The following is a 22089-nucleotide window of genomic DNA, read 5'->3' as shown; positions in this document are numbered from 1 at the left end:
TCAAATTTACAATCAGTAACAGCCTTTTAGGATTATGTGAATCTACCCTATTTGCATCCGTATTTATACGGATACTGGTATTCTTAATTTTCGTTATACTAAATTCATTTTTGCAGCTTTTTTAATGAGTTCGGCGGTATTTTTTACTTCCAACTTTTTTAAAATATTGGCCCGATGGGTTTCTATTGTGCGTGAACTCACAAATAATTTAGCCGCAATTTCTTTAGTTGTTAACCCCTTAGCAATTAATCCTAAAACTTCGGTTTCCTTATTCGACAAAACATTTTCACTGATGCTTTGTGTTGACATAAAGTTGATCATTTTTTCAGAAATTTCAGCACTGAAATATTTTTTCTCATTACTAACGGTTCTTATTGCAAGGATTAATTCGGCTTCATCCGTATTTTTTAACAGGTATCCATAAGCTCCCGTTTTAGCGCATTTTGCGATGTAATTACCATCATTGTGCATAGAAATCACAATAGGTTTTATAGTCGAAGCGGTGTTTTTTAATTCTTTTAAAACCTGAAAACCATCCATATTGGGCATTGTAATATCCAGCAATACAATATCAGCCTCAAACTGGCTGTTTATAAGCTCCATAAACTCAACGCCATCAGCTACGCTTTTAACTATTTTTATATCGTCATGCTTTCTTAGGAGCTCAGCAAGTCCTTTTCGAAAAAGTTCATGATCATCTGCTATTATTAATTTGATTTCGTTCATAATTCTACAGGTAATTCGATTTCAAAAGTTGTATTTCCGGAAGCTGCATTGATTGTAATGGTACCATTGCAAATTTCTACACGTTCTTTGATGTTAATAATTCCTAACCCTAATTTAACAGTGGTAATATCAAACCCAATTCCATCATCAAAATAAAAAAGAGAAATAAATTCATCAAATTCTGAAAGTGTAATCCGGATATTTTTTGCATTAGCATGTTTTAATGAGTTATTAATTAGCTCCTGGCTTATTCTAAAAAGATTAATCGCCTGATGGCTGGTAATATTAGAACTTTCCTGCTGGGTTAAATCTTCGTATTCAATCCTTACGGTTGTCGATTTTTTCAGGCTTTCAATAAAGTTGGTTAAGGTAACCCCAATTCCAAAATCATCAATTGAAGCCGGCATTAAGGCATTTGACATCAATCTGATTTCAGAAATGGTATCATCCACTATTTTCTTCATTTCTGCTTTCTTCAATTCATTTTTAACCCTGTTTTCAATGTAGTGCTTCAAAGAAGTTAAATAAGGCCCTACTCCATCGTGAAGCTCTCGCGAAAGCCTGCGCCTTTCATCTTCCATACCGTTTACCAACATCCGTTTGGATAGTATTCTGGTATTTTCTTCCTTATTTCTAAACTCTATAAGCTTATCTCTCATTGCCAAAAGGCTTTTTCCCAGCAAATCATTAGAACTTTTAGGTTGAAAATTAGTATGTAAATTCATTTTTCCAATATCATCGGAGAATTTTACAGCCCCCTGCAAAGAAGCTTTTAAATTTGCCAGAGCATCAAACATTTCCTTTATTTCCTTAGAATTTTTTATAAATTCATTGGTTTGGTTATAATCTCCTTGTGCCATAATCCGGAGACTTTTTTGCATGTTTTTAATTGGGTTAGTAATAAATCTTGTCAGAAAAAGAGAAAGCATGACACCCAGTAAAAAAATACCGAGAGTTATACCTAAAAGTCTTTGTTTCAATTCTTTTAAGGGGAGCGTAACCTCATCAACATCTATTTCAGACAGAATAACCATCTTTAATTTTCCAACTACTATTGGGCTGTACACGCTATATACATCAATGCCCCTGTAATCCTCAAAAACCCCTCTCCCATTCATCCCTTTAAAAGCATTGGTCACCCCTTTTGTTTTAACCAATATGGTGTAAGGGGTTTTATTAGGGTAAAAACGAGATTGAGAACGCATTCGGAAATCGGCACCCACAAGATAGGACTCTCCACTGTCCCCCATTCCGGTTCGTTCAAGGAGTATTTGTTTTATTTTGTTGTAGTCTAAAACTTTAACAATAGTCCCCCTTTTCGAATTTGAGATAAAACCTATTGTCGTTTTTTTAGCCACATGGTACGCTGTAAAATCGTGAATTCCATTGCTGTTTTTAATACTATCCGGAAGTTTTAATACTGTAGTATCAATGTTCTGGCTGTACAATTCGGATGCATCAAATCGCTCCCATTCTGATTTTAATACATGTTCAATCTGGTTTTGCTTGAGTGTTTTAATAGAATTTAACTGCAGTAAAATACGATCGTTTAAAACGTTTGAAAACTGCTTATATGAAGAAAAAGACAATAAAGCAATTACCAACGCAATTAAGCTATTAATTATAATTAGTATTAATGTTTTGATGTTCATTAAAATCTATTTTTTTTAATTTATGTAAATATACAAATGCTAAATTTAGATTTAATGAAATATCGTGGTCAGTTTACGAAGGCATTTCTATTAAAAGTCAGGAGAATTTTTGACACTTTTATGGATTGTAATATGATTTTAAAATTACAAAGTCTGAAGAAGACTTTACTGAGCCGGATATTGTCTCCTAATTAATCCCCAACTACTTTATCGTATCTTTTTTTACCTATTTTATCAAATTCCTTTTGGGTAAATCCATATTTAGACTTGTAATGTTGCGGATTAAGTTCAAAATGGATATGCAAACAAAAAGTAGAGAAAAAGTTAAGCTACATTTTTGTAATTAGTTAATTTATTAAATTCTTCAATAGTTTTATAGTTCAAAGCAGAGTGCCTTCTTTTTTTATTGTACCAAATTTCGATGTATTCAAAAATTTCAAGTTCCATTTGTTCTTTAGTAATTAGTTTATTCCCATAAATTAATTCTGTTTTTAGTGATTTGAAAAAACTTTCTGCAACAGCATTATCCCAGCAATCTCCTTTACGGCTCATACTTCTAGTGACAGTTTTAAAAGAGTCAAGCATATTAGTAAAGCTTTTATTAGCATATTGAATTCCTCTGTCGGAGTGGAATATTAATTCATTTGTAATTTTTCGATTTTTAAGTGCCATTTTCCAAGCTGTTAATGTAGTTTGTTTAGTACTCAAACCATTGCTTAGACTCCAGCCAATTATTTTTCTGTCGAACAAATCCAAAATAATTGTGAGATACAAAAATCCGTCCTTTGTTTGAATATATGTTATATCTGAAACCCAAGCTTTAGATGGTTCCTTCACCGTAAATTCTCTTTTTAAGATATTTGGAACAACAAAATGATTATGTTTTGAATTGGTTGTTACTTTAAATTTTTTACTCAATTTACTGTACAAACCTAATTGCTTCATGTATTTAGCGACTGTTATTCTAGATATTTGATATCCTATATTTTGAAGTTCTAAAGTAATTCTTGGACTTCCATATCGCTGTTTGGTATTAAAATATATTGAAGTTATTGCTTCTTTTATTAAAATCACTCGTTTTTGCCTTTCTGAAACAATCTGTTTTTTCCATTTATAGTAACTGCTGTTGCTTACTGCTAAAACTTTGCACATCTTTTCAATCGAATATATTTTTTCATGGTCTTTTATGAAAAGATAAATCATCGACCTCCCTTGGAAAAGATGCTTATTGCCTTTTTTAAGATATCACGTTCTAATTCTGCTTCTTTTAATTTTTTTTCAAGTTCATGAATTTTTTCTTGTTCGGGACTTAGTTTTAAATTGCCTTTTCCAGGAAAACTTCCCGTTCCAAATTCTTGATAATCTTGGCGCCATTTATAAAGCAAAGCAGCTGTAATACCAAGTTCCTTGGCAAGTAGAGAGATATTATCTCTTTCATAACTTAATTGGACTGCTTTCTCTTTGAAAATGCGGTCGTAATTTTTACGATTTTCTTTCATGGTCTAAAGTTAAGATTTTGTCCTTAACTAGAACTCCACGCTAAGTTAGCACATCCAGTTTGGTTCTAGGTCACATAACGTCAGTCTGTGAAAAAACCTCTTCAAATTTAGAAAGTATTCGGAGAGCTACCGGAGAAAAATCTCAAATATGAGATTCTCAAGACGTTGATTTTAGTTTTTTCACAGCCTGACGTTCCGGCGCTTGGCCAAGTTGCGAGCTTCGGAACCAATTATTTTCTTTTAAATAAAATTTCTTGCTAAAAGTAAACGTGTGTTTACTACAAAATTCGCAATCTTGCTAAACGCTTGTTGTGTGCTGCTTTTTTTATTCATATACTATTTCACATTCACTATCAAATACTTCTGAGTTTATACATCTCAAAATTATTTTTTTCCTATTTTTAAGTTCAATTACTATTTGAGAATTTTTCTCATTTTGTTCACAAAATATTTTAGATATTTCATTGTCTATAATGTTAAATTTGTTTGAATAATCTTTAAATATAAAGTTTTCATCATCTTCAATATCTCCTAAATCTGAATAATTTATTGTTTCGGTATCTTCCCAAAATCCAACTCCAGCATCAAGAAAATATTTTTGCCAATTCTTTCCATAATTTTTTAGATATACAAATATTACAGATTTAGTTTTTAAATTTTCACAAACTAGTATTTTATCTATCATGTAATTTTCAAAACCCTCAACTACAAAATTGCGAAGAAAATATAATTGATTTTCTAATTCCTCATTCATGTTTTTTATTTTAATTCTCTCAATATCCTGTCGATCGAAAATAGCACACAACGTCAGTCTGTGAAAAAACTAAAATCTGCCTCTTGAGAATCCCATATTTGAGATTTTTCTCCGGTGGCTCTCCGAATACTTTATAAATTTGAAGAAGTTTTTTCACAGCCTGACGTTCTGAGACTACAACGAGTTTGGGGCTAAATTAAGCCCATTCTTCAGATTTGCCACCCGAGCGATAGCGAGCTGGCTAAGCAAATCATCCCAAATACAAAACTATCTTTCCATTAAGCCAATTGCCCAAATCCGTTGTAGCTGTCGGTAATAATTCTTTTTTATTTTATTCTACTTTTTAAATCACACTCTTTTTCAATATTTTGTTTTTTTTGAGAGTTTGCAAATTCTTCGCTTGATAATTCTTTTGCTGTAAGTTTTTTATATTCAGTTATCTGACAATCACAAAATTTGTTTAAATCATTTGTTTTTGCATATCTACTATTTTTAAGATTACTTAAAATATCCTTTTTTACAGTTTCTTCTATTTTACTTGTCCAATTCATTTTCGTATTAGAATCAAAACACTCTTCCAAATTTAATGTACTCAATTTATTTTCTGATTTTAATGAAATTAGAATTTCATCAATTTTACCAGATTTTAATTCATCAATATGTTTTTCTGATATGTTTTTATCATTTGCAAGTTTTGTTACTATACAAATGCAATACAATCTTCTTTGCTTTTCATCAGGAATCATTCTTTTAGAACCACTCATCATTTCTGCAATATCAATATTAATTCCATTTATTGTGATGATTTCAGGATTTTCTTTGTAAGTCGCCAAATTCACAAAAGCTAAAATTAAAAATGCACCAAAACAAATTGCAAAATACTTGATAAATTGAAATGAACGAATTTTTAATTTATCTTTTGATATTCCACTACCAATTATCCAAGTGCAAAAAAATATAACTAAAAAACAGCCAATTAAAATTCCTGGAGAAGTAAAAGTTAAAAGTTCATGACTTGCACTTACATATTCAGAACCTGCACCGAATAATAAAAATACACCAATAACTATTTTTAAAATTTTCATATTTCGTATTATTTTTTCAAATATAATTTATTTATAATTAAAAACTTATCTGCTAAATTTCTAAAATACTCTTTTATAATATTGGTTCTATGAAACCTAAAAGCCCTAGCCCAGATGGAAGCGGCATCCTTTTGTGCCGGGGTTCGGCACAAAAGATATAGCGGACAGCTGGAACCAGCTCCTGATTAAAAAACAAAAGCCTGTCTCTCTCGAAACAGGCATTTTGTCAAAAAAATAAACTAACACAACTTCTTACTTATATCCTTCGTTTTGTTCCAGATCTTTTGCATCGATCACGGTTTGCGGAATCGGGAAAAATCTTCTGTATGGCTCTGTGGCTGGTTTTGCAGTTCCCGGCAAATCAAATTTTCCGAAACGAAGGCTTTGTGGTCTTCTTTGCAATTCCCAGTACAATTCGAAACCTAATTCTTTATACAATTGTGCTGCGTCTAAAGCGGCAGTAAGCGCTTTTCCGGGAGCATTTGCAAACAATGATTCCCTGTGTCTGCTGGTACGCAATGTGTTTAAATCGCTCATTGCTAAACCTGTGCTCCCTTTTCTGAAATAAGCCTCGGCTCTCATGGCATACACGCCGCCTAAACGGAACAACGAAATATCAACATTACTGTTACCGTTTCCTCCTTCGGGATCAAATTCATATTTAAAAATACGGGCTCCCTGATTGATTTCGTTTTGGGCAAAAACAGATTCTAATGGTTTTGTAAACGTTAATGTTGGTGTAAAATCCATTCTCGTAGTAGTACTTTTTTCCATATACAAAGGAGATACTTTGATACGGTTCCCTACCATTTCAAGAGATGCCGATGTCAATAATTTTGGTCCATACTGAGGTCCTGCCTGAATACCTCTGTTAAAGTGAAACCAAGGCAGGTTTTTATCATTGTTAGGCACAAGATCTGTTGCTGGAACGCTTACATCTGTACCATCATTCATAAACCAGGTACCGTCTGCATATTGGTAATGCTGGTGAAACCTTGGGTCATCATGATTTCCATCCCAGGTGGCATAAAATTCAGGAGTTGTACAGGCAGCATTTGTTCCTCTGTTTGCTGCAGAAGTTCTCTGGTTACGTTCCATACATACATAAGCGAAACTGTTTGATCCGTTGCGGATGTAATCTATTTTTTGTGAAATAGCAAAAATTAACTCTTTCCCCTTATCATTGTCTCTTGCAAAATTTTTGAAATAATCACTCTCTAAAGAAAATTTACCTGAGTCAATTAGCAATGAAGTGTAATAAATAACACGATCCATATCGGTTCCTGAACCTGATACGGCTGCTTCACTAAAATTGAAGTTTGAAGTTGCATTATAACGGTCTTTAAAAACGGCACGATTTAAATACATGGTACTCAAAAAAGCGTAAGCTGCCTGTTTTGTAAATCTTCCGTGGTGTGTGCTTTTTGTTCCTATATCAGCCAAATCAGGAATCAAAGCTTCAACTTCGGTAATTAATTGATCGATCTGAGTGTCTGCTTTAAAAACCTGCAAAGGTGCTTTGAAAACCATCGGATCTTTGTATGGCGCCTGTCCGTATAAGTCTAAGGTATTATAGGTATAAAATGCTAAAAGTGCCTTGGCTTCAGCCAAAAACATTGCTTTGTCTGCAATAGTACTTTCTTCAATAGCTTTTATTGCAGTAAGGGAACGTGTAATTCCGTTGGTCAACAAGTTCCAATTGTCTACCACAATGGCATTATTAGAAGTCCATGTAAATTCGTGCATATCTCTCCATTTTCCTCCGTCTCCCCAATCACTTCCGCGGGTTGGTAAAATAGCCTCGTCTGTTGTGTATTCCTGCAATGAAAAAACACCTCCGTGATCTGTAAATGTTCTGTCTCCCAATCGGTCATAAGCCGCAGCAAGTGCACCGGCAGGATCTGAGGCTTCACCTCCCAATACTTCATCCAATACAACTTCATCAAGATCTGTACAGCTGGCAAAGAGAAAAATAAAAGAAAATAGCGTTATAATTTTTAAACTGAATATCGTTTTTGTCTTCATGATCATTATAATTTTAAAGTTGCACCAAAACTGAAAGTTCTGGAAGTTGGGTAACTAGCGTAATCGATACCGATAGACTGGTTTCCACCATTTGATTTTGGTGTATTCACTAAAGGGTCATATCCTGAATAATTTGTAATCGTAAGCAGGTTCTGACCTGTTACATAAAGCGTTAACCCGTTTATCCAGGTTGCGTTTTTAAGGTTGAAATCATACCCTAAACGAGCTGTATTTAATCTGATAAAATCTGATTTTTCAAGGAAAAGCGATGATAAAATCGGAGAGTTTGCAGAGTTTGCACCAGAGTCATAATATTGTGTCGCCACGTTTCTGTCTGAAGCAAGGTTATTGATGTTTAAAGCATTCAAACCTGTATTATTCAATAAATAACCTCCGGTCTGACCAATGATAGAGAATGAAAAACTGAAATTTTTGTATTTCATATCACTGTTAAGTCCATAGTAAAAAGTAGGCAGTGCCCCTTCAAAAATAACGCGGTCGCTGTTATCAATTTTTCCGTCACCGTTTTGGTCTTCAAAAATATCATTTCCGTTAGCGTCAAAACCAATATGCTTTCTCATGTAAAATGATCCTGCAGCATAGCCGTTTTTGTAGATATTCGCATTTACACCCGATTGTCCGGGTCCTGAAACTGTTCCGGTTAAGATTTCTGAAACCGGTAAGTCTTCAATTTTATTTTTTAATGTTGCGCCGTTTACATCAACATTCCATGTAAAATCCTTTGTATTGATTATTTTTGAACCCAACATGATCTCGATACCTTTGTTGATGATTTTACCATCTTTAATATTTGTCCAGATTGTTGTAGTGGGGCTTAATACCGGTGCAGGAACATTTAGGATAGCGTCTGTTGTTGTTTTGTTGAAATAGTCAACTGTACCGTACAATTTATCGTTCCATAAATTAAAATCTGCTCCTACGTTAAACTGTGTAACAACTTCCCATTTTAAATCAGGATTGGCTGTTCTTACTACAGAAATTCCGTTTACCAGATTCAAATCGTCATACAAATAATATCCGTCTGCTCCTGATAATGAGTAGCTTGCTTTTGTCAGTTTGTTCTCTACTTCCTGGTTTCCTGTTTGTCCCCAGCTTGCTCTAAGTTTTAAGTTATTTACACCAGTAGCATTTTCAAGGAAACTTTCTTTAAAAATATTCCAGCCTAAAGCAAATGAAGGAAAGTAACCGTATTTATTGTTTTCTCCAAAACGAGTTGAACCATCTGCTCTCATCGAAGCGGTCAACAAGTATTTATCATTAAAAGTATAATTTAATCTGCCAAAGTAAGACTGCAATTCGTTTTCCTGTGCATAACCTGTTATGACCGGTTTTTGTCCTTTAATACCAGGATTGATTGAGGGTTTTACTCCTACTCCTTTTTCATTAATGTTTTCGATAGTAAAATTGGTTCCTGATCGCTCAAATTTCTGATAAGAGAAACCTCCCAAAGCTTCGATTTTATGTTTATCTAAATTTAGGTTGTACGTCAGATAATGTTCGATCAAAGAGTTTTTAGAATCCAGATTGTTCTGTACATACCTTCCTGTTGGATTTAAATCGGTGGTGTTTGGATAAATGGTCGTATTTCTTTCAGATGTAGAACGGTCAATACCTACGTTTAATTTATATTCTAATCCGTTGATAATTCTAAAAGAAGTTTCTAAATTTCCTAAAACTCTCAAAGTACGTGTTTCATCCTCGTAAATGCTTAACAAATAAGCAGGATTGTAGTGCGCATTCATATTAAAATTGGTGTACTTTCCATCAGCATCATAAACCGATCTTGTTGGGTTTGCCATCAGAGTATGTACAATCAATTGCCCGTTAGATCCACCGTCATCACTGGTTGGAACACCGTTATCCTTAGTTTCACTTGCTGTAAGGTTCAATTTTAATTTTAAACGTTTGTTGTCTAAAAATGATTCTGAAGCATTAATCCTTCCCGAAAGACGTTTGAAATTACTGTTACGGATAATCCCCTCCTGATCCATATGTGCTATCGAAGCATAATAATTCCCTGATTCTGTTTGCTTTGCAAAAGAAAGTGCGTTGTTTGTTGTAATAGCTGTTCTGTAAATTACGTCCTGCCAGTCTGTGTTTCCGCCGTGATCAAAAGCAGGGTCTTTAATCGCTTTTCTATATTGATCTGCACTTAAAACGTCCAGTTTATTAGCCACTTTTGCAACTCCTAAATACGAATCAAAAGTCATTGTTCCCTCGCCTTTTGCTCCTTTTTTAGTCGTCACAAGAATAACACCGTTAGAACCTCTTGCACCGTAAATAGCCGCTGCCGAAGCATCTTTTAAAACAGTAATCGATTCAATATCGCTTGTATTCAAAAAGTTCAATGGATTTTTCGCAGAAGACGCTCCAAAACCAACATTAGTTCCTGTAGGGCTCACATCGTCATTTGATAATGGCAGACCGTCTACTACGAACAAAGGTGTACTACCGCTTCTGATAGATCCTACTCCTCTAATTGTTACGTTTACCCCTGCTCCCGGCTCACCGCTTGCATTTACAACACGTACACCCGCAACTTTTCCCTGAATTAAGTTATCTACTGAAACATTTACACCTTGTTTAAAATTGGCTGCCTCTAATTGTGTTACGGCTCCGGTTACATCTTTTTTAGACTGTTTTCCGTAACCCACAACCAAAACTTCGCTTAACTCTGATGTATTTGGTTCTAACTGAATCGTCATAAAGCTTTTTTGAACCGCAACGGTTTTCATTTTATAGCCTAAATACGAAACCTCAAGATTTCGGCCTTCTTCAACCGTAATTTCGAATTCTCCGTCAAAATTACTTACCGAAGCATTTTTGGTTGTAGCTTCTACAATGCTTACACCAGGCATTGGTACTCCGTTTTCGTCAACGATTTTTCCTTTTACCTTAATCTTATCTGCGGCTTCGTTCTTTTTTACAGCAACAGTTTTCTGAATCAGCACTAATTTTCCGTTGATGTTGTAATTGAAATTTGCTTTTTTAGAAAGGTCGTTTAAAATCACAGTTACAGATTCATTCGTATCACTTACCGTATAGACCTTATTATCAGCGATAATTGCCTGTCCGTAACTGAATTTGTAGTCCGTTTGCTTGCTTAATTTTGAAAAAATAGAAACCAGCGTCGCCTTTTCTATTTTATTATCTACATTTGATTTTTTGTAATTGACTTTACAGTAACCGTTTTGAACGGAAAGCAATGTCAGGACCACAAAGAAAAGTCCTTTTAGAAAATTTAAATTGATTCGTTTAAAATACATGATTTAAGTTATTGGTTTTCGATACTTAATTATTAATCGCAGTTGTTCTCAGCAACTACTTTTTTGTTTTTAATTCATTTTTACTATTTGGCCATAAACTTTAAATTTTAGGTTGGTGATGTAATTTATCTGCTCCAGAACATTCTCTAATGTTGCGTCTTTTTTGATGAATACCGTTAATGGCATAGTTAATACCTGTTCGTTTTTTAACTGAAATGAAACGCCGTATTTATATTGTAAAATAGTGATAACCTGCTGAAGTTTAGTCTGGTCCAGTGTAAGATCTGTAGCATACCAATTGACCAAAAAGGACTTCTCTGCCACTTGTCTGGTCAGGTTTTGCGATTCGAACAAAGCCGCTTCATTCGGAATCAGATCAACACTTTGTCCTTTTGAACTCACATTTACTTTTCCGGTTACAACGATTACTTCGCATTTCGTTTTTGACATTTGTATGTGAAACGAAGTCCCCAAAACTCTTGTTTTGATTTCGCCCGATGTGATAATAAAAGGATGCTTTTTGTCTTTGGCAATTTCAAAAAATGCATTTCCTTTTAATAGTGAAACGTTTCGTTCTTCGCCAGAAAATTTTTCAGGATACTGAAATAATGAGTTTGCTGCCAGATAAATTTTCGAGCCATCACTTAACTGGATAGATTTGGGGATATCTGATGTTTTAAATGTCAATTGCTTCTCTGAAACAATTTCTGGTTTATAGAAAAATCCTAAACCAACAAGAAAAAGAATACTGGCAGCTGCCATATATTTAAAATAAGGTCTGAAGGTTCTTTTTCTGATTCGAAATTGAATTCCTTCATATATATTTTGAGAAACTTCATCAGGATTGCCCATTGAAGTTTCGTTCCATTTTGAATTTTGATAGTGGTTAAAAGCAAAATCATCCAACAGATTTTCTTCTGCTTCCGAAGTTTTGTTTCGGGAACTTTTATCGATAAGATATGCTAAACTATGTTTGATTCTTTTTGTCATAATACTTACTTGTTACCTGTAAGTACTGAATCTTTAAAATCGTACTATCCGGAAATATTATGAAAACATCAACAGAAAGTTATCTTAAAAAATTAACAAAAAATAATGAATGGAGCCAGCCACGCCAAATCTTTTAAACCTTCACGCAATTGTTTTACAGCTGATGAAATTTGGTTTTTTACAGTTTGTTTCGAGATTCCGAGTTCATCAGCAATCTGTTCTATTGACATATCCTGAAATTTATACATCAATAAAACTTCTTTTCTTTTTTCAGGAAGCTGCTCTAATAAAGAGTAAAGTAAATCCATTACTTCGGGATCTATAGACGAAAAGTTATCAAGGATGTAATCTTCAAATTGATCTTCCATAATGGTCTTGTCGAAACGATTATTCTGGTAATGTTTGAAAATCTGATTTTTGACTGCCCGAAACAAATAAGGTTCAATTGCATTAATGCTCAAATCATCTTTTCGTTCCCATAAATCAATAAAAACATCCTGAACAATGTTCTGCGCCAAGTCTTTATCCTGAGTCATTGTATACGAAAAGGAGGTGAGTTTTTTCCAGTAATCAGTATACGTTTTTTCAAAAATTTCAGGGTTTTTCATTGGTATTTGTAGTGGTATTTGTTGATGTAAAATAAGGAAATGTCCCTTCAATACTTTTTGTCTGAAGGTTAAGTTTTAATTAAATAAAAAACCCTTTTGATGAAGAAATACTACTATTTTGAATCAAAAATGATAATCGATTGCTGATTTCTTTTTTTTTATCTAACACAAAAATAGAATTCAGACTTTAATTTAGTGAGCTTTAAAAAAGGATAAAAATCATGTAAATCAATGTCATCCTGAGCGGAGTCGAAGGGCTTTTAAGTTCAGAAAAGGCTTCGACTCCGCTCAGCCTGACACCCAACCTTCGTACTGCCTCTAAAAATTTTAAATTATTTATCATATTCCCTTATCTTTATTAATACTTATTATTTTAAATTATGAAACGAATTCTGTTTACATTTTTAATTACCACAGCAGTAGCCTACACTTCTACTGCACAAAGCGACGATTTAAAAATCAATCAGCTACAGGTTATTGGTTCACACAACAGTTACCGCCGCGCCATCGAAACCGATTTGTACAATTTCATTCAGGCAAAAGATACTTTGCGTTCGCTAAAAGGTTTGCAATACACTCATATTAGCCTCACAGACCAATTAAACAAAGGTTTGCGTAATCTTGAAATTGATGTTCAGGGTGATTCTCAAGGCGGAAAATATACACATCCAAAAGGTTTGGATCTTGCAAAATCCGGAGAAGTTTATGATCCGAATGGAGAAATGAAGAAACCGGGTTTTAAAGTTTTTCATATGATCGATATCGATTTTAGAACTTCTTGTTACACGCTTCAAAATTGTCTTGCCGAATTAAAAAAATGGTCTGATGCCAATCCGGATCATGTTCCTGTTTTCATTACGCTGGAACCAAAAGATGATGACAGTTTTTTAGGCACAAAAGCAGAGAAATTTACGCCCGGGTTATTTGACGCTTTAGACAAAGAACTTCGTAAAGGCTTAGGAAATAAGTTAATCACACCGGACATGGTGCGTGGAAAATACAAAACCCTTGAAGAAGCGGTTTTAAATAACAACTGGCCAACACTTAAAAAAGCAAAAGGTAAATTTTTATTTATTCTGGATAATAACGGAGCCAAAAGAGATTTGTATGCTTTAAATCATCCGTCACTAAAAGGCAGAGCGGTTTTCATCAACGCTGAACCCGGAAAACCGGAAGCCGCAACTTTATTCAGAAACAATCCTGAAGATTCAACAATTACAGATTTAGTTAAAAAAGGATACATTATCAGAACCAGAGCAGATGCTGATACCAAAGAAGCCCGTGCAAATGATTACACACATTTTGAAACAGCCAAAAAATCAGGCGCACAAATCATTACAACAGATTATTATTTGCCAAGTACGTTCTTTGATTCTTCTTATCAAATTAAATATGATGACGGGACGTATGTTAGAAGTAATCCGGTGAATAAATAATTGTTTCAGGTTTCAGGTTATTGTTAGACTTGAAACCTAAAACAAATTTAGCCCAAAATATGTCATTTCGAGGAACGAGAAATCACATTAGAAGCTCGACAAAGATTGGCGATATACTTTGCGGAGTTACTTGTGTGATTTCTCGTTCCTCGAAATGACAACTTTATATTTCAATCTTGGAATTATTTTAGGCAGATCTTTATTTGATTTATCTAATTAAAAATCTGCCGAATCTGCCGAATCTGCGTAAAAAAAATCACCTCTCTTTACGGTTAACAACCCCACTCTTCAAATTCACTGTAAAATGATCTGCCGGAATTTCGCGCATGAATTTATTGAAGATGATTAAAAACAAACGCAATTGCTTCTGTAAAGGTTTTTCAATTGCATTATGGTCTTTATAATTTTCAAAATACAATTGGGATAACAATTTGTATTGTCTGGCTCTCGCCTCTCCAACATCTGCCAAAGCCAGTTCATCTGCACTTCTGAAACGATAAAAATCGACTAAAAAGTCGTAACCGTTCCAGTTGAAATCTGTTTTTTTTAGTTGATTTTCAGTTACGAATTTATCTGTTTTGATTTGAGCTTCTGCCCATTCTTTTTTGAGGACTTCTTTATTTTTCAGAATAAAATCAAAATCTTTATCAGTCTGAATATTCGCCAGAACCAATAAATCTTTACCGGAAACATTCAGGAAAAAATCTTTAAACGCAAAAGGCCAGTCATCTTTTAGAAAACGCAGCCGTACTAATTCTTTTAAATGAAAATCGGTAAAATCATGATAACTTTTGGTTTTCAGAATATCGATATTCCAAATGTCTTTGGTATTTTGACTTTCCAAAAACTGATATTCCATTTTATATAAATCGAAAAGTTCATCATAACGCTGAACATTATCTATTGTGATGGTTTGAATATCGACCAGATTGTCTTTTTTGATTGTCAGCAATTTATATGCCGGAATATATGCAGCCAATGAAGGTGTCTGAATATTGACCAGAGTATTTCCCTTTGCCGAAGTCCGGATTCCGGTGTCGTTGATGTGCATGTGACCGCCAAAATGAATCTTCAGTCCGGCATCAGCAAAAACCTGCGCCACTTCTTCAACCGGAACACGGTTCAATTGCCATTTGTTTGGTCCTAAAAGCTCCTTTATTTCTGAAGAAGCATCATCGTTAAAATCAATCATCGGAAAATGACTGAAAGCAATCAGTGTTTTGCCCTGTTCTTTGGCTTCCGCCGAAATAGCTGCGACCCATTTTATCAGATGTTTTTTGTTCGAAAGCACGTTATTATAACCCGTACTCGCTTCAGAATAACTTTTAGAATCCTTTGGATCAACATCGTTTTTCTTTGGTATATACACATTTCCGTCAATTGCCATCAGCCAAAGCCCTTCCACAGGTTCAACCACATAACTCACATCCGGAACTTCGTAGCCCGCTGCCACACTGTAAACCCTGTTTGATAATTCAGCTGCTTTTTCAGCCTTTTTGTAATTATAATTTTTGCTCGTGTAAGTGGCAAAAGGTGTTGACCAGAATTTGTATTTTTTATCGGGATAAAAACCAAAATGTTTTAATCTGTCTGTAATTCCTAAATAACCCATTTTAGCAATATCGGCAGTAACCACTACAGGCTGTTCGATAGTTAAATTCGGCTTATACAATCCGTCTTTACTGTAAATGGGTTGACTTTTACCCTCTTTTCCTAAAAAATCTTCTTTACCGGATTCCTGAGCAAAAGGTCCAACAGGATCATGATTTCCGGTTGTGATAAAAAATTCAATATTATATTTTTTTCGGTACTGGTCGAGAATTTTTTCCAAACCACGTACGTGAATGGGCTGCCCATCATCTGTATAATCACCCGGAAGTGCTACGTATTTTATATTTCGCTTTACAATATCTTCTAAAGCTGCAATGAAAGCAAAATAGTTTTCATTAAAAATTCGGGTCGAATGCAGCTGTGAAGCCATTGTTCTGGCTAAAGTATATTTACCGGTTTTAGGATTTAAAACCCCTTGATATTCATTATCTGATAATTTTCCGAATAAATCCTGCAAGTGCACATCTGATAGAAAAGCTATCTGAACTCCGTTAAGTGAATTTTGTTTTTGGGCTGAAATTGGAAAGTTGAAAAAAACGAAAAACAGAACAGATAAACAGTTTTTATATGAAGAAGTAATTTTTAGAGTCATAGATTCAGCTTTCAATGGAATTTTTAAAGAGTATGCAATTCTATTGATTAAAATCCAAAATACGTTTATCCTATTGTTACCGAATGATAATTTTTATGGCTTATAATTATTTCTTACTGCAGAAAACCTCTTACATCCTGTCTTAAGTGAGTTAGCAAGATAACAAAAATGTAAACAATTGATATTAAAATAGTTATTTCAAAAAAATACTGATTTTAAATTAACAATTACTCTAAAATATAACACAAACATTATATATTTGTAAATTAATTAACATTATTATTCTTACATTAAGTTTAACTTTTAATCACACCAAAAATGAAAAGAAAAATTCACGCAGTTTATGCAGCCTTAGTGGCAATACTAGTACTTTTTTCCTGTAATGGCTCAGGAAAAGAAAAAGACTGTCCACAAATTACTCCTGTACCAACTCCCTTAAGAGAGCGGGTTTTAACTGCAAAAGAGCAAGCTGCTTTAACACCGGATGCAGTTATCAAAAGCCTGAAAGAAGGCAACAAACGATTTTCAACCAATAATGTTACAGCCAGGGATCATTCTGCAATGGTACGAAATGCTGCTCCTGGACAATTCCCTAAAGCGGTAATTCTTTCCTGCCTCGATAGTAGAATTCCGGTAGAAGATGTTTTTGACAGAGGTATTGGTGATCTTTTTGTAGGACGCGTGGCCGGAAATTTTGCCAATACCGATTTATTGGGAAGTATGGAATTTGGGTGTAAACTTATGGGTGCAAAAGTAATTCTTGTGTTAGGACATGAATCCTGTGGCGCCATTACAGCTACTATTGACGATGCTAAACTAGGCAACATAACTGCAATGTTAACCAACATAAAACCGGCAGTGACTGCATCACAAAACTTTAAAGGAGAAAAAACTTCAAAAAATAAAGAATACGTAGCCTATGTTTCAAAAAATAATGTAATCAATACTATAAAAACTATCAGAGAAAGAAGCCCTATTTTGAAAGGACTGGAAGATAATGGTCAGATTAAAATAATTGGAGGTTATTATGATATGCATACCGGAACGGTAACATATTTATAGTATTAAGTTTTGAAAAAATAAAGAAAAAACCTGTAAATTTAAATATTTACAGGTTTTTTCTTTATTAGGATTTTGAAAAATCTGTATGTTCTTTTTGCGCATCCTCTTTAATATAACTATACGGTTTTATAGTTAATTTTTATAATCGGAAAAACAAGAAGTACATAAAAACAGAGCCAAAAGTATCCAAAAAAAGTCAATACAAATTGTATGCTTTATTAATTTACTTTAACATTATCTAATACTTATAAGGATTATATCAGTATAACTAGCATTATAATTAACTGTAGCGTTCATAGTTTATGGTATAAGCACCTATGAAATGGATTACTCTCCTGATAATTTATACATATAGCAAAGCCACCATTAGAAGACTTTTTGTCTTTCAATGGTGGCTTTTTGTTAAATTAAATTACTCTGAGAAAGTATTAATCTGCTGAAGGACTTTTTTAAATTCCTGCCTCAGTGGAATCTGTTTAAGCATTAATTGACCACGATTTAGCCAACAAAGAAGCTTCTGTATCTGAACCTGTTATCGTATCCAGATTGTACATAGCGTAAACAACACCGTTGTTAGGCACACTATCAGTCCAATCAACCAAATTCCAACCTACAGTATTAATACCACAGCCGTCTAAAGTTAAGAGTGTCAAAGCATCTAAATTACTTGAAGGATTAAAATAAGTTAGAGGATTAACTCTTAAACGTAATTGCTGAATATTACTTAAGCTTACTGCCGGGTCAAAAACAGTTAAATTATTGCCTTCTAGGTTTAAATGGGTTAATGCTGTTGGCAATTCTAATTCTGGATCAAAAGCAGTTAAATCATTACTATCCAGATTCAAAGTTTGCAAATTCGACGGTAACGCTATTGATGGGTTAAAATCAGTCAACTTATTAATCCTTAAATCGATGAGAACTAAATTATCAGGTAAAGCTATTGCCGGATCAAAAACAGTTAAATTATTATTACTTAAATGTAAGGACTCTACATTTGATGGTAATGCTGTAGGAGGGTCAAATTCTGTAAGCTTGTTATTATTTAAACTTAAAGCATATAGATTAGCAGGCAATGGCAAAGAAGGCGTAAAAGTCGTTAATTTGTTTATAGCTAACACCAACTGGCTAATACTGTTTGGTAAGGCTATTGAAGGATCAAAACCTGTTAAATCATTAAACGCCAACCATAAAGTATTTAAATTTGGAGGTAACGCTATTGACGGATCAAAATTAGTCATTCCATTTTCACCTAAATACAAGTAATATAATGAATTAGGCAACGGTAAAGACGGGTTAAAATCACTAATACCACAACCTGATAAATTTAAATTAAATAAATTAGGCAATGCTATTGAAGGGTCAAAGTTACCAATAGGGTTATATGTCAATTGTAATATACTCATAGCCGGCAACGCTTCTGATGGGTCAAATGAAGTTAATACGTTGAATCCTAAATCTAATTCGTATAAGGTTTTATCCGAAAAATCTGTTAAGCTGAATTCTGCAATACCTAAACTAGCAAGTTTTAAATTACTGAAAGGTACTTCAGATACATTAAAAACAGCTTCATTACCTGTAACTGTAACTCTGTCAAAAGTTAAAGACGATCTTGTTTCAAAAAATGCATTCCAGTCGCTGATACTTTCTTTGTCTGCAATTCCATTATTTAGACATGTGGTATCAATATTTGTAAATAATAACCTCATAGCAGCCGAAGGCAATAAAATCGTCATTGCTACCAATGATGCTTGTGAATCTGAAGTAATAGGTAATCTATACAAATCACCTGGAACAAGCCCTGCCGCAAGAGCTTCACCGTTGTTATTATATTCGCCTTTGATTTCGATACCACCACCAAGCTCAGTAGAGGCAATTTCTTTTACATTTCCGTCAGAATCTCTAACCAACACTTTATCTTCTATCGTGCCAGGGTCAACTTCTTGAAAGTTTAAATGTGTTTTAAATATCTGTTTTGCCATAATTAAAAGTTACTTCTGAAATTTCTGTTGTGTCTGTTTGCTCAGATTTAATTGTCTTGCTAAACCTGAATACTCCGTCAATAAATGACAATGTTACTTGCTCATTTTCATTTTCGGAGTTGGTAATTGTAAGGCAATCTTTTTTTAGAATTTGCCTCAATTGTTTAAGTTGCTTTTTAAGCTTCTTAATTTTCTTTTTGCTTGACATATTTAAAATTCTAATTGACTGTATATTTCGTATCCGTCAAGTAAATTATCGTCACCTCCTACATAAATACCCTCTATTTTTGTATTTTCGACAATCCCGATACAATAATCCCCGACTTCTTTTATTTCATTATTTTCATTTCCAGGTGCTTTAAAAACAACCATTTCGTCTGACGGAATTATTCTAGCTTTTTTTATTGCTTCCGGGTGTGCATCTGCGGCTTCTAAATGATTATCAAAAGCTTCTTTATCGGCTTTTTCACTCAATAGTTCCGTAAATCCCTCAATAGATGCAGGGGGTATCAAATCATATTTATGAAAATAGGAATCCTGCCATGCCCAAAACTGTTCCTGGGGAGGTTTTAGCCCATTTAAAAACCAGTTTTTTAATATATTTTTTTCTGTAACTGCCATAATTATTTTTTTTCAAATTGCGATAGAATTGATTTCACTTACTGACCTGCTCTCACTATTGGATGGCTTTTTTTTATTCCTGCCTCCACTGGAAAATCTTTTACTTTTCTTCTTTCGAAAACAAAGGCGTAACGCTTGGCAGTACGGCCGATAATACTAACCCAGCCAGTTTAATTCTGTTAATTGTTATTAATGAGAACCCTACACCTTGTAAAAGGTCAAGTTTTGTGTCAATAAAGCCTGTTAAGACAATTAAAATACTTGCGATTACGGCGATTTTTTGTTTATTCATATCTATTAAAGTTTTTAAGGCACACTTGTGATTGAATACTGAAACCATCCGGCTGATGTTTTTTCGTAAATCACCGCTCCCCCGGATATTGATAAGCATTGAACTCTAAATCCTAAATTTGCTGTCGGATATGATGAAATTAGATCGCTAGAGCTTAATGCTGTAGTGGTACTATTATTTACTACAGAAGTAATGTTTCCATTTGCATCTGCAAAAGTTCCATTTACAGATAACGGTAATTTTTTAACATTAGAACCAATAAAATTATCTAAAGAAGGAAACTGAATCCATAAATTATTTAAACCGTCAGTACTAACATATTGGAAACCTGTTGAGTCATATAAAGAAACAAATCCATTATAGTTAAATTGTAAGTTGCTGTAATCAAGTGACATTGTTTTAGCATAAGAATCTCCAAATAAAACAATACCTTTATCTACCGCAGCAATTCCATGACTTAAAACACTATTTAAATCCTGAGATTCTAAAAAACTAACATTAATATTACCATAAGCATCAGCAAAATTTCCATTTACTGATGTTGCAAAAGGAGTAGATATAGACCCTGCCATAAGTTCTGGATAAAATAGTGTATTGGTAAAGCCGTTATTAAAATACCTCACTCCATTAGACACTAATTTAGTTTGAAATCCATACCCATCTAAGCTAACGCCTTCATAATCTAAAATATTACTGTTTTCACCATTAGTTATCACTATAGGTTTATTGTTTATTACGTTTCCTGAATAAACTACTTCTTCTAAAGTTTGAGACCCTCGAACTACTAAATCACTTTTCATAGCAATAGTATCATTAGTAACTTTATCATAGGGGAAATGATATAGGTTATTGCTGAATGACCTGACTACTTGTATAGTACCATCAGCATTAAGGCTTGTTTGACCTCCACCACTTGGCATTAAATTAATATGCCCAGCATTAATAGAAGTCGCACCTAATGGGCTATAAACATTTAATTTAGCGGTTGAATCCCCTGAAATTAGTATAATAGGTAAATTGGATGAACCTCCCGCTGTTAATGTTTGTTGTAGGTTTTGTGGACTCACTTCAGGAGCAAACTCACTACGAGGAACATATTTTAAAATTTTATCAGCCCCACGAACGATTACACTATCAGCCTTTGAAGTACTAGCCGGAACAGAATTTAATTCTAACGGCTTAGCAAAATAAGTCGTCGAAATTGTCTGAGCCGATAAATTGAATGTGACGGCCAGCGCTAAAAATAAAAGTAATTTTTTCATATTTTTTTGTCAATTAGTATTGTTTTGAGAGTTTAATTTGTAACCTTTTCAATTTTGAAATCTCCATTTTTCAAACTGATTAGCGCTTTCAACAGATGTAGGCAGTATCAAATTATATTTATGAAATATGACTTAATACTGCCGCGCCCAGAACTGTTCTTACGGATGTTTTAGACCGTTAAAAACCAGTTTTTTAATATATTTTTTCTGTGTTTGTTTTTAGATTGCGATAGAATTGATTTCACTCACTGATCTACTTTCGGATTATAGTCTCAGTACCTACACGATATTTACATCACAAAGTATCATCAACATTCAGATCTTCTGTAAATGCCGTTAATTGTTGGAGGACTTTTTTTACTTCCTGCCTCCTTAGGAATCTTTAAATTACTTTTCTGTCTTAGAAAGTGAAGACGTGATACCCGGCAATAATGCTGACAACAACAAACCACCCAATTTGATTCTGTTGATTGTGATTAAAGAGAAACCAACCTCTTGTAAAAGGTCAAATTTTGTATCGATAAAGCCTGTTAAGACAATTAAAACACTTGCGATTACAGCGATTTTTTGTTTGTTCATACTTTAAAATTAATTGATTACGGATTAAA

The 22089-nt window shown here is 33.8% G+C and carries 18 protein-coding genes; 2 read left to right on the top strand and 16 right to left on the bottom strand.

The features are described 5' to 3' along the window. Positions 1–93 precede the first annotated feature (93 nt). The 9 genes from BXU10_RS05560 to BXU10_RS05515 form a co-directional block, all read right to left on the bottom strand. Positions 94–726 (bottom strand): response regulator transcription factor, encoded by a 633-nt coding sequence (locus BXU10_RS05560; protein WP_078226470.1) that lies wholly within the window; start codon positions 724–726, stop codon positions 94–96. Continuing rightward, positions 723–2378, bottom strand: a complete 1656-nt coding sequence (locus BXU10_RS05555) for a sensor histidine kinase (protein WP_078226469.1) — start codon at positions 2376–2378, stop codon at positions 723–725. Before BXU10_RS05555 ends, BXU10_RS05560 begins: the two co-directional genes overlap by 4 nt. Positions 2379–2702: 324 nt before the next feature. Next, a protein-coding gene (locus BXU10_RS05550) for an IS3 family transposase (RefSeq protein WP_223255388.1) occupies positions 2703–3877 on the bottom strand; the annotation gives its coding sequence in 2 pieces (ribosomal slippage) (positions 2703–3622 and positions 3622–3877; 1176 coding nt in all). A 325-nt stretch (positions 3878–4202) separates the two neighbouring features. After that, positions 4203–4631, bottom strand: coding sequence for a hypothetical protein (locus tag BXU10_RS05540; RefSeq protein WP_123921954.1), 429 nt, complete (start codon positions 4629–4631; stop codon positions 4203–4205). Between the two features lie 326 nt (positions 4632–4957). Then, a complete protein-coding gene (locus BXU10_RS05535) occupies positions 4958–5716 on the bottom strand; it encodes a hypothetical protein (protein ID WP_078226467.1) in 759 nt (252 codons plus the stop codon). Between the two features lie 252 nt (positions 5717–5968). Then, a complete protein-coding gene (locus tag BXU10_RS05530; protein WP_078227917.1) occupies positions 5969–7741 on the bottom strand; it encodes a RagB/SusD family nutrient uptake outer membrane protein in 1773 nt (590 codons plus the stop codon). Between the two features lie 5 nt (positions 7742–7746). Beyond that, entirely contained in the window at positions 7747–11028 is a 3282-nt protein-coding gene (locus BXU10_RS05525) for a SusC/RagA family TonB-linked outer membrane protein (protein ID WP_078226466.1), read from the bottom strand. 69 nt (positions 11029–11097) lie between these two features. After that, positions 11098–12018: a FecR family protein gene (locus tag BXU10_RS05520; RefSeq protein WP_078226465.1), complete on the bottom strand. Its 921-nt coding sequence runs from the start codon at positions 12016–12018 to the stop codon at positions 11098–11100. A 92-nt stretch (positions 12019–12110) separates the two neighbouring features. After that, positions 12111–12626: an RNA polymerase sigma-70 factor gene (locus tag BXU10_RS05515; protein ID WP_078226464.1), complete on the bottom strand. Its 516-nt coding sequence runs from the start codon at positions 12624–12626 to the stop codon at positions 12111–12113. A gap of 380 nt (positions 12627–13006) precedes the next feature. Between BXU10_RS05515 and BXU10_RS05510 the strand changes: the two genes are divergently transcribed. Further along, complete coding sequence (locus BXU10_RS05510) at positions 13007–14062, top strand: phosphatidylinositol-specific phospholipase C1-like protein (protein WP_078226463.1); 1056 nt, start codon at positions 13007–13009, stop codon at positions 14060–14062. Between the two features lie 256 nt (positions 14063–14318). On the opposite strand, the gene BXU10_RS05505 is transcribed toward BXU10_RS05510, so the two are convergent. Beyond that, a complete protein-coding gene (locus tag BXU10_RS05505; RefSeq protein WP_078226462.1) occupies positions 14319–16265 on the bottom strand; it encodes a metallophosphoesterase in 1947 nt (648 codons plus the stop codon). Positions 16266–16583: 318 nt separating this feature from the next. On the opposite strand from BXU10_RS05505, the gene BXU10_RS05500 reads away from it, so the two are divergent. After that, positions 16584–17327, top strand: a complete 744-nt coding sequence (locus BXU10_RS05500) for a carbonic anhydrase family protein (protein ID WP_078226461.1) — start codon at positions 16584–16586, stop codon at positions 17325–17327. Positions 17328–17803: 476 nt separating this feature from the next. On the opposite strand, the gene BXU10_RS05495 is transcribed toward BXU10_RS05500, so the two are convergent. The 6 genes from BXU10_RS05495 to BXU10_RS05470 all read right to left on the bottom strand — a co-directional run bounded on the left by BXU10_RS05495 (position 17804) and on the right by BXU10_RS05470 (position 22060). Continuing rightward, positions 17804–19306, bottom strand: coding sequence for a leucine-rich repeat domain-containing protein (locus BXU10_RS05495; RefSeq protein ID WP_078226460.1), 1503 nt, complete (start codon positions 19304–19306; stop codon positions 17804–17806). Then, entirely contained in the window at positions 19287–19466 is a 180-nt protein-coding gene (locus BXU10_RS05490; RefSeq protein ID WP_123921953.1) for a hypothetical protein, read from the bottom strand. The genes BXU10_RS05495 and BXU10_RS05490 overlap by 20 nt, the downstream gene beginning before the upstream one ends. Positions 19467–19516: 50 nt before the next feature. Beyond that, the gene (locus BXU10_RS05485; RefSeq protein WP_078226458.1) at positions 19517–19927 is read right to left on the bottom strand and encodes a hypothetical protein; all 411 of its coding nucleotides are present in this window, start codon (positions 19925–19927) and stop codon (positions 19517–19519) included. 100 nt (positions 19928–20027) lie between these two features. Beyond that, positions 20028–20219: a hypothetical protein gene (locus BXU10_RS05480; protein ID WP_031457107.1), complete on the bottom strand. Its 192-nt coding sequence runs from the start codon at positions 20217–20219 to the stop codon at positions 20028–20030. 14 nt (positions 20220–20233) lie between these two features. Next, complete coding sequence (locus tag BXU10_RS05475) at positions 20234–21481, bottom strand: hypothetical protein (protein ID WP_078226456.1); 1248 nt, start codon at positions 21479–21481, stop codon at positions 20234–20236. A gap of 387 nt (positions 21482–21868) precedes the next feature. After that, a complete protein-coding gene (locus tag BXU10_RS05470; RefSeq protein ID WP_078226455.1) occupies positions 21869–22060 on the bottom strand; it encodes a hypothetical protein in 192 nt (63 codons plus the stop codon). Positions 22061–22089: the final 29 nt, after the last annotated feature.

The sequence above is a fragment of the Flavobacterium sp. LM4 genome (assembly GCF_002017935.1).
In the GTDB taxonomy this organism is placed as follows: domain Bacteria; phylum Bacteroidota; class Bacteroidia; order Flavobacteriales; family Flavobacteriaceae; genus Flavobacterium; species Flavobacterium chungangense.
This window is presented reverse-complemented; position numbering and strand designations above follow the sequence as displayed.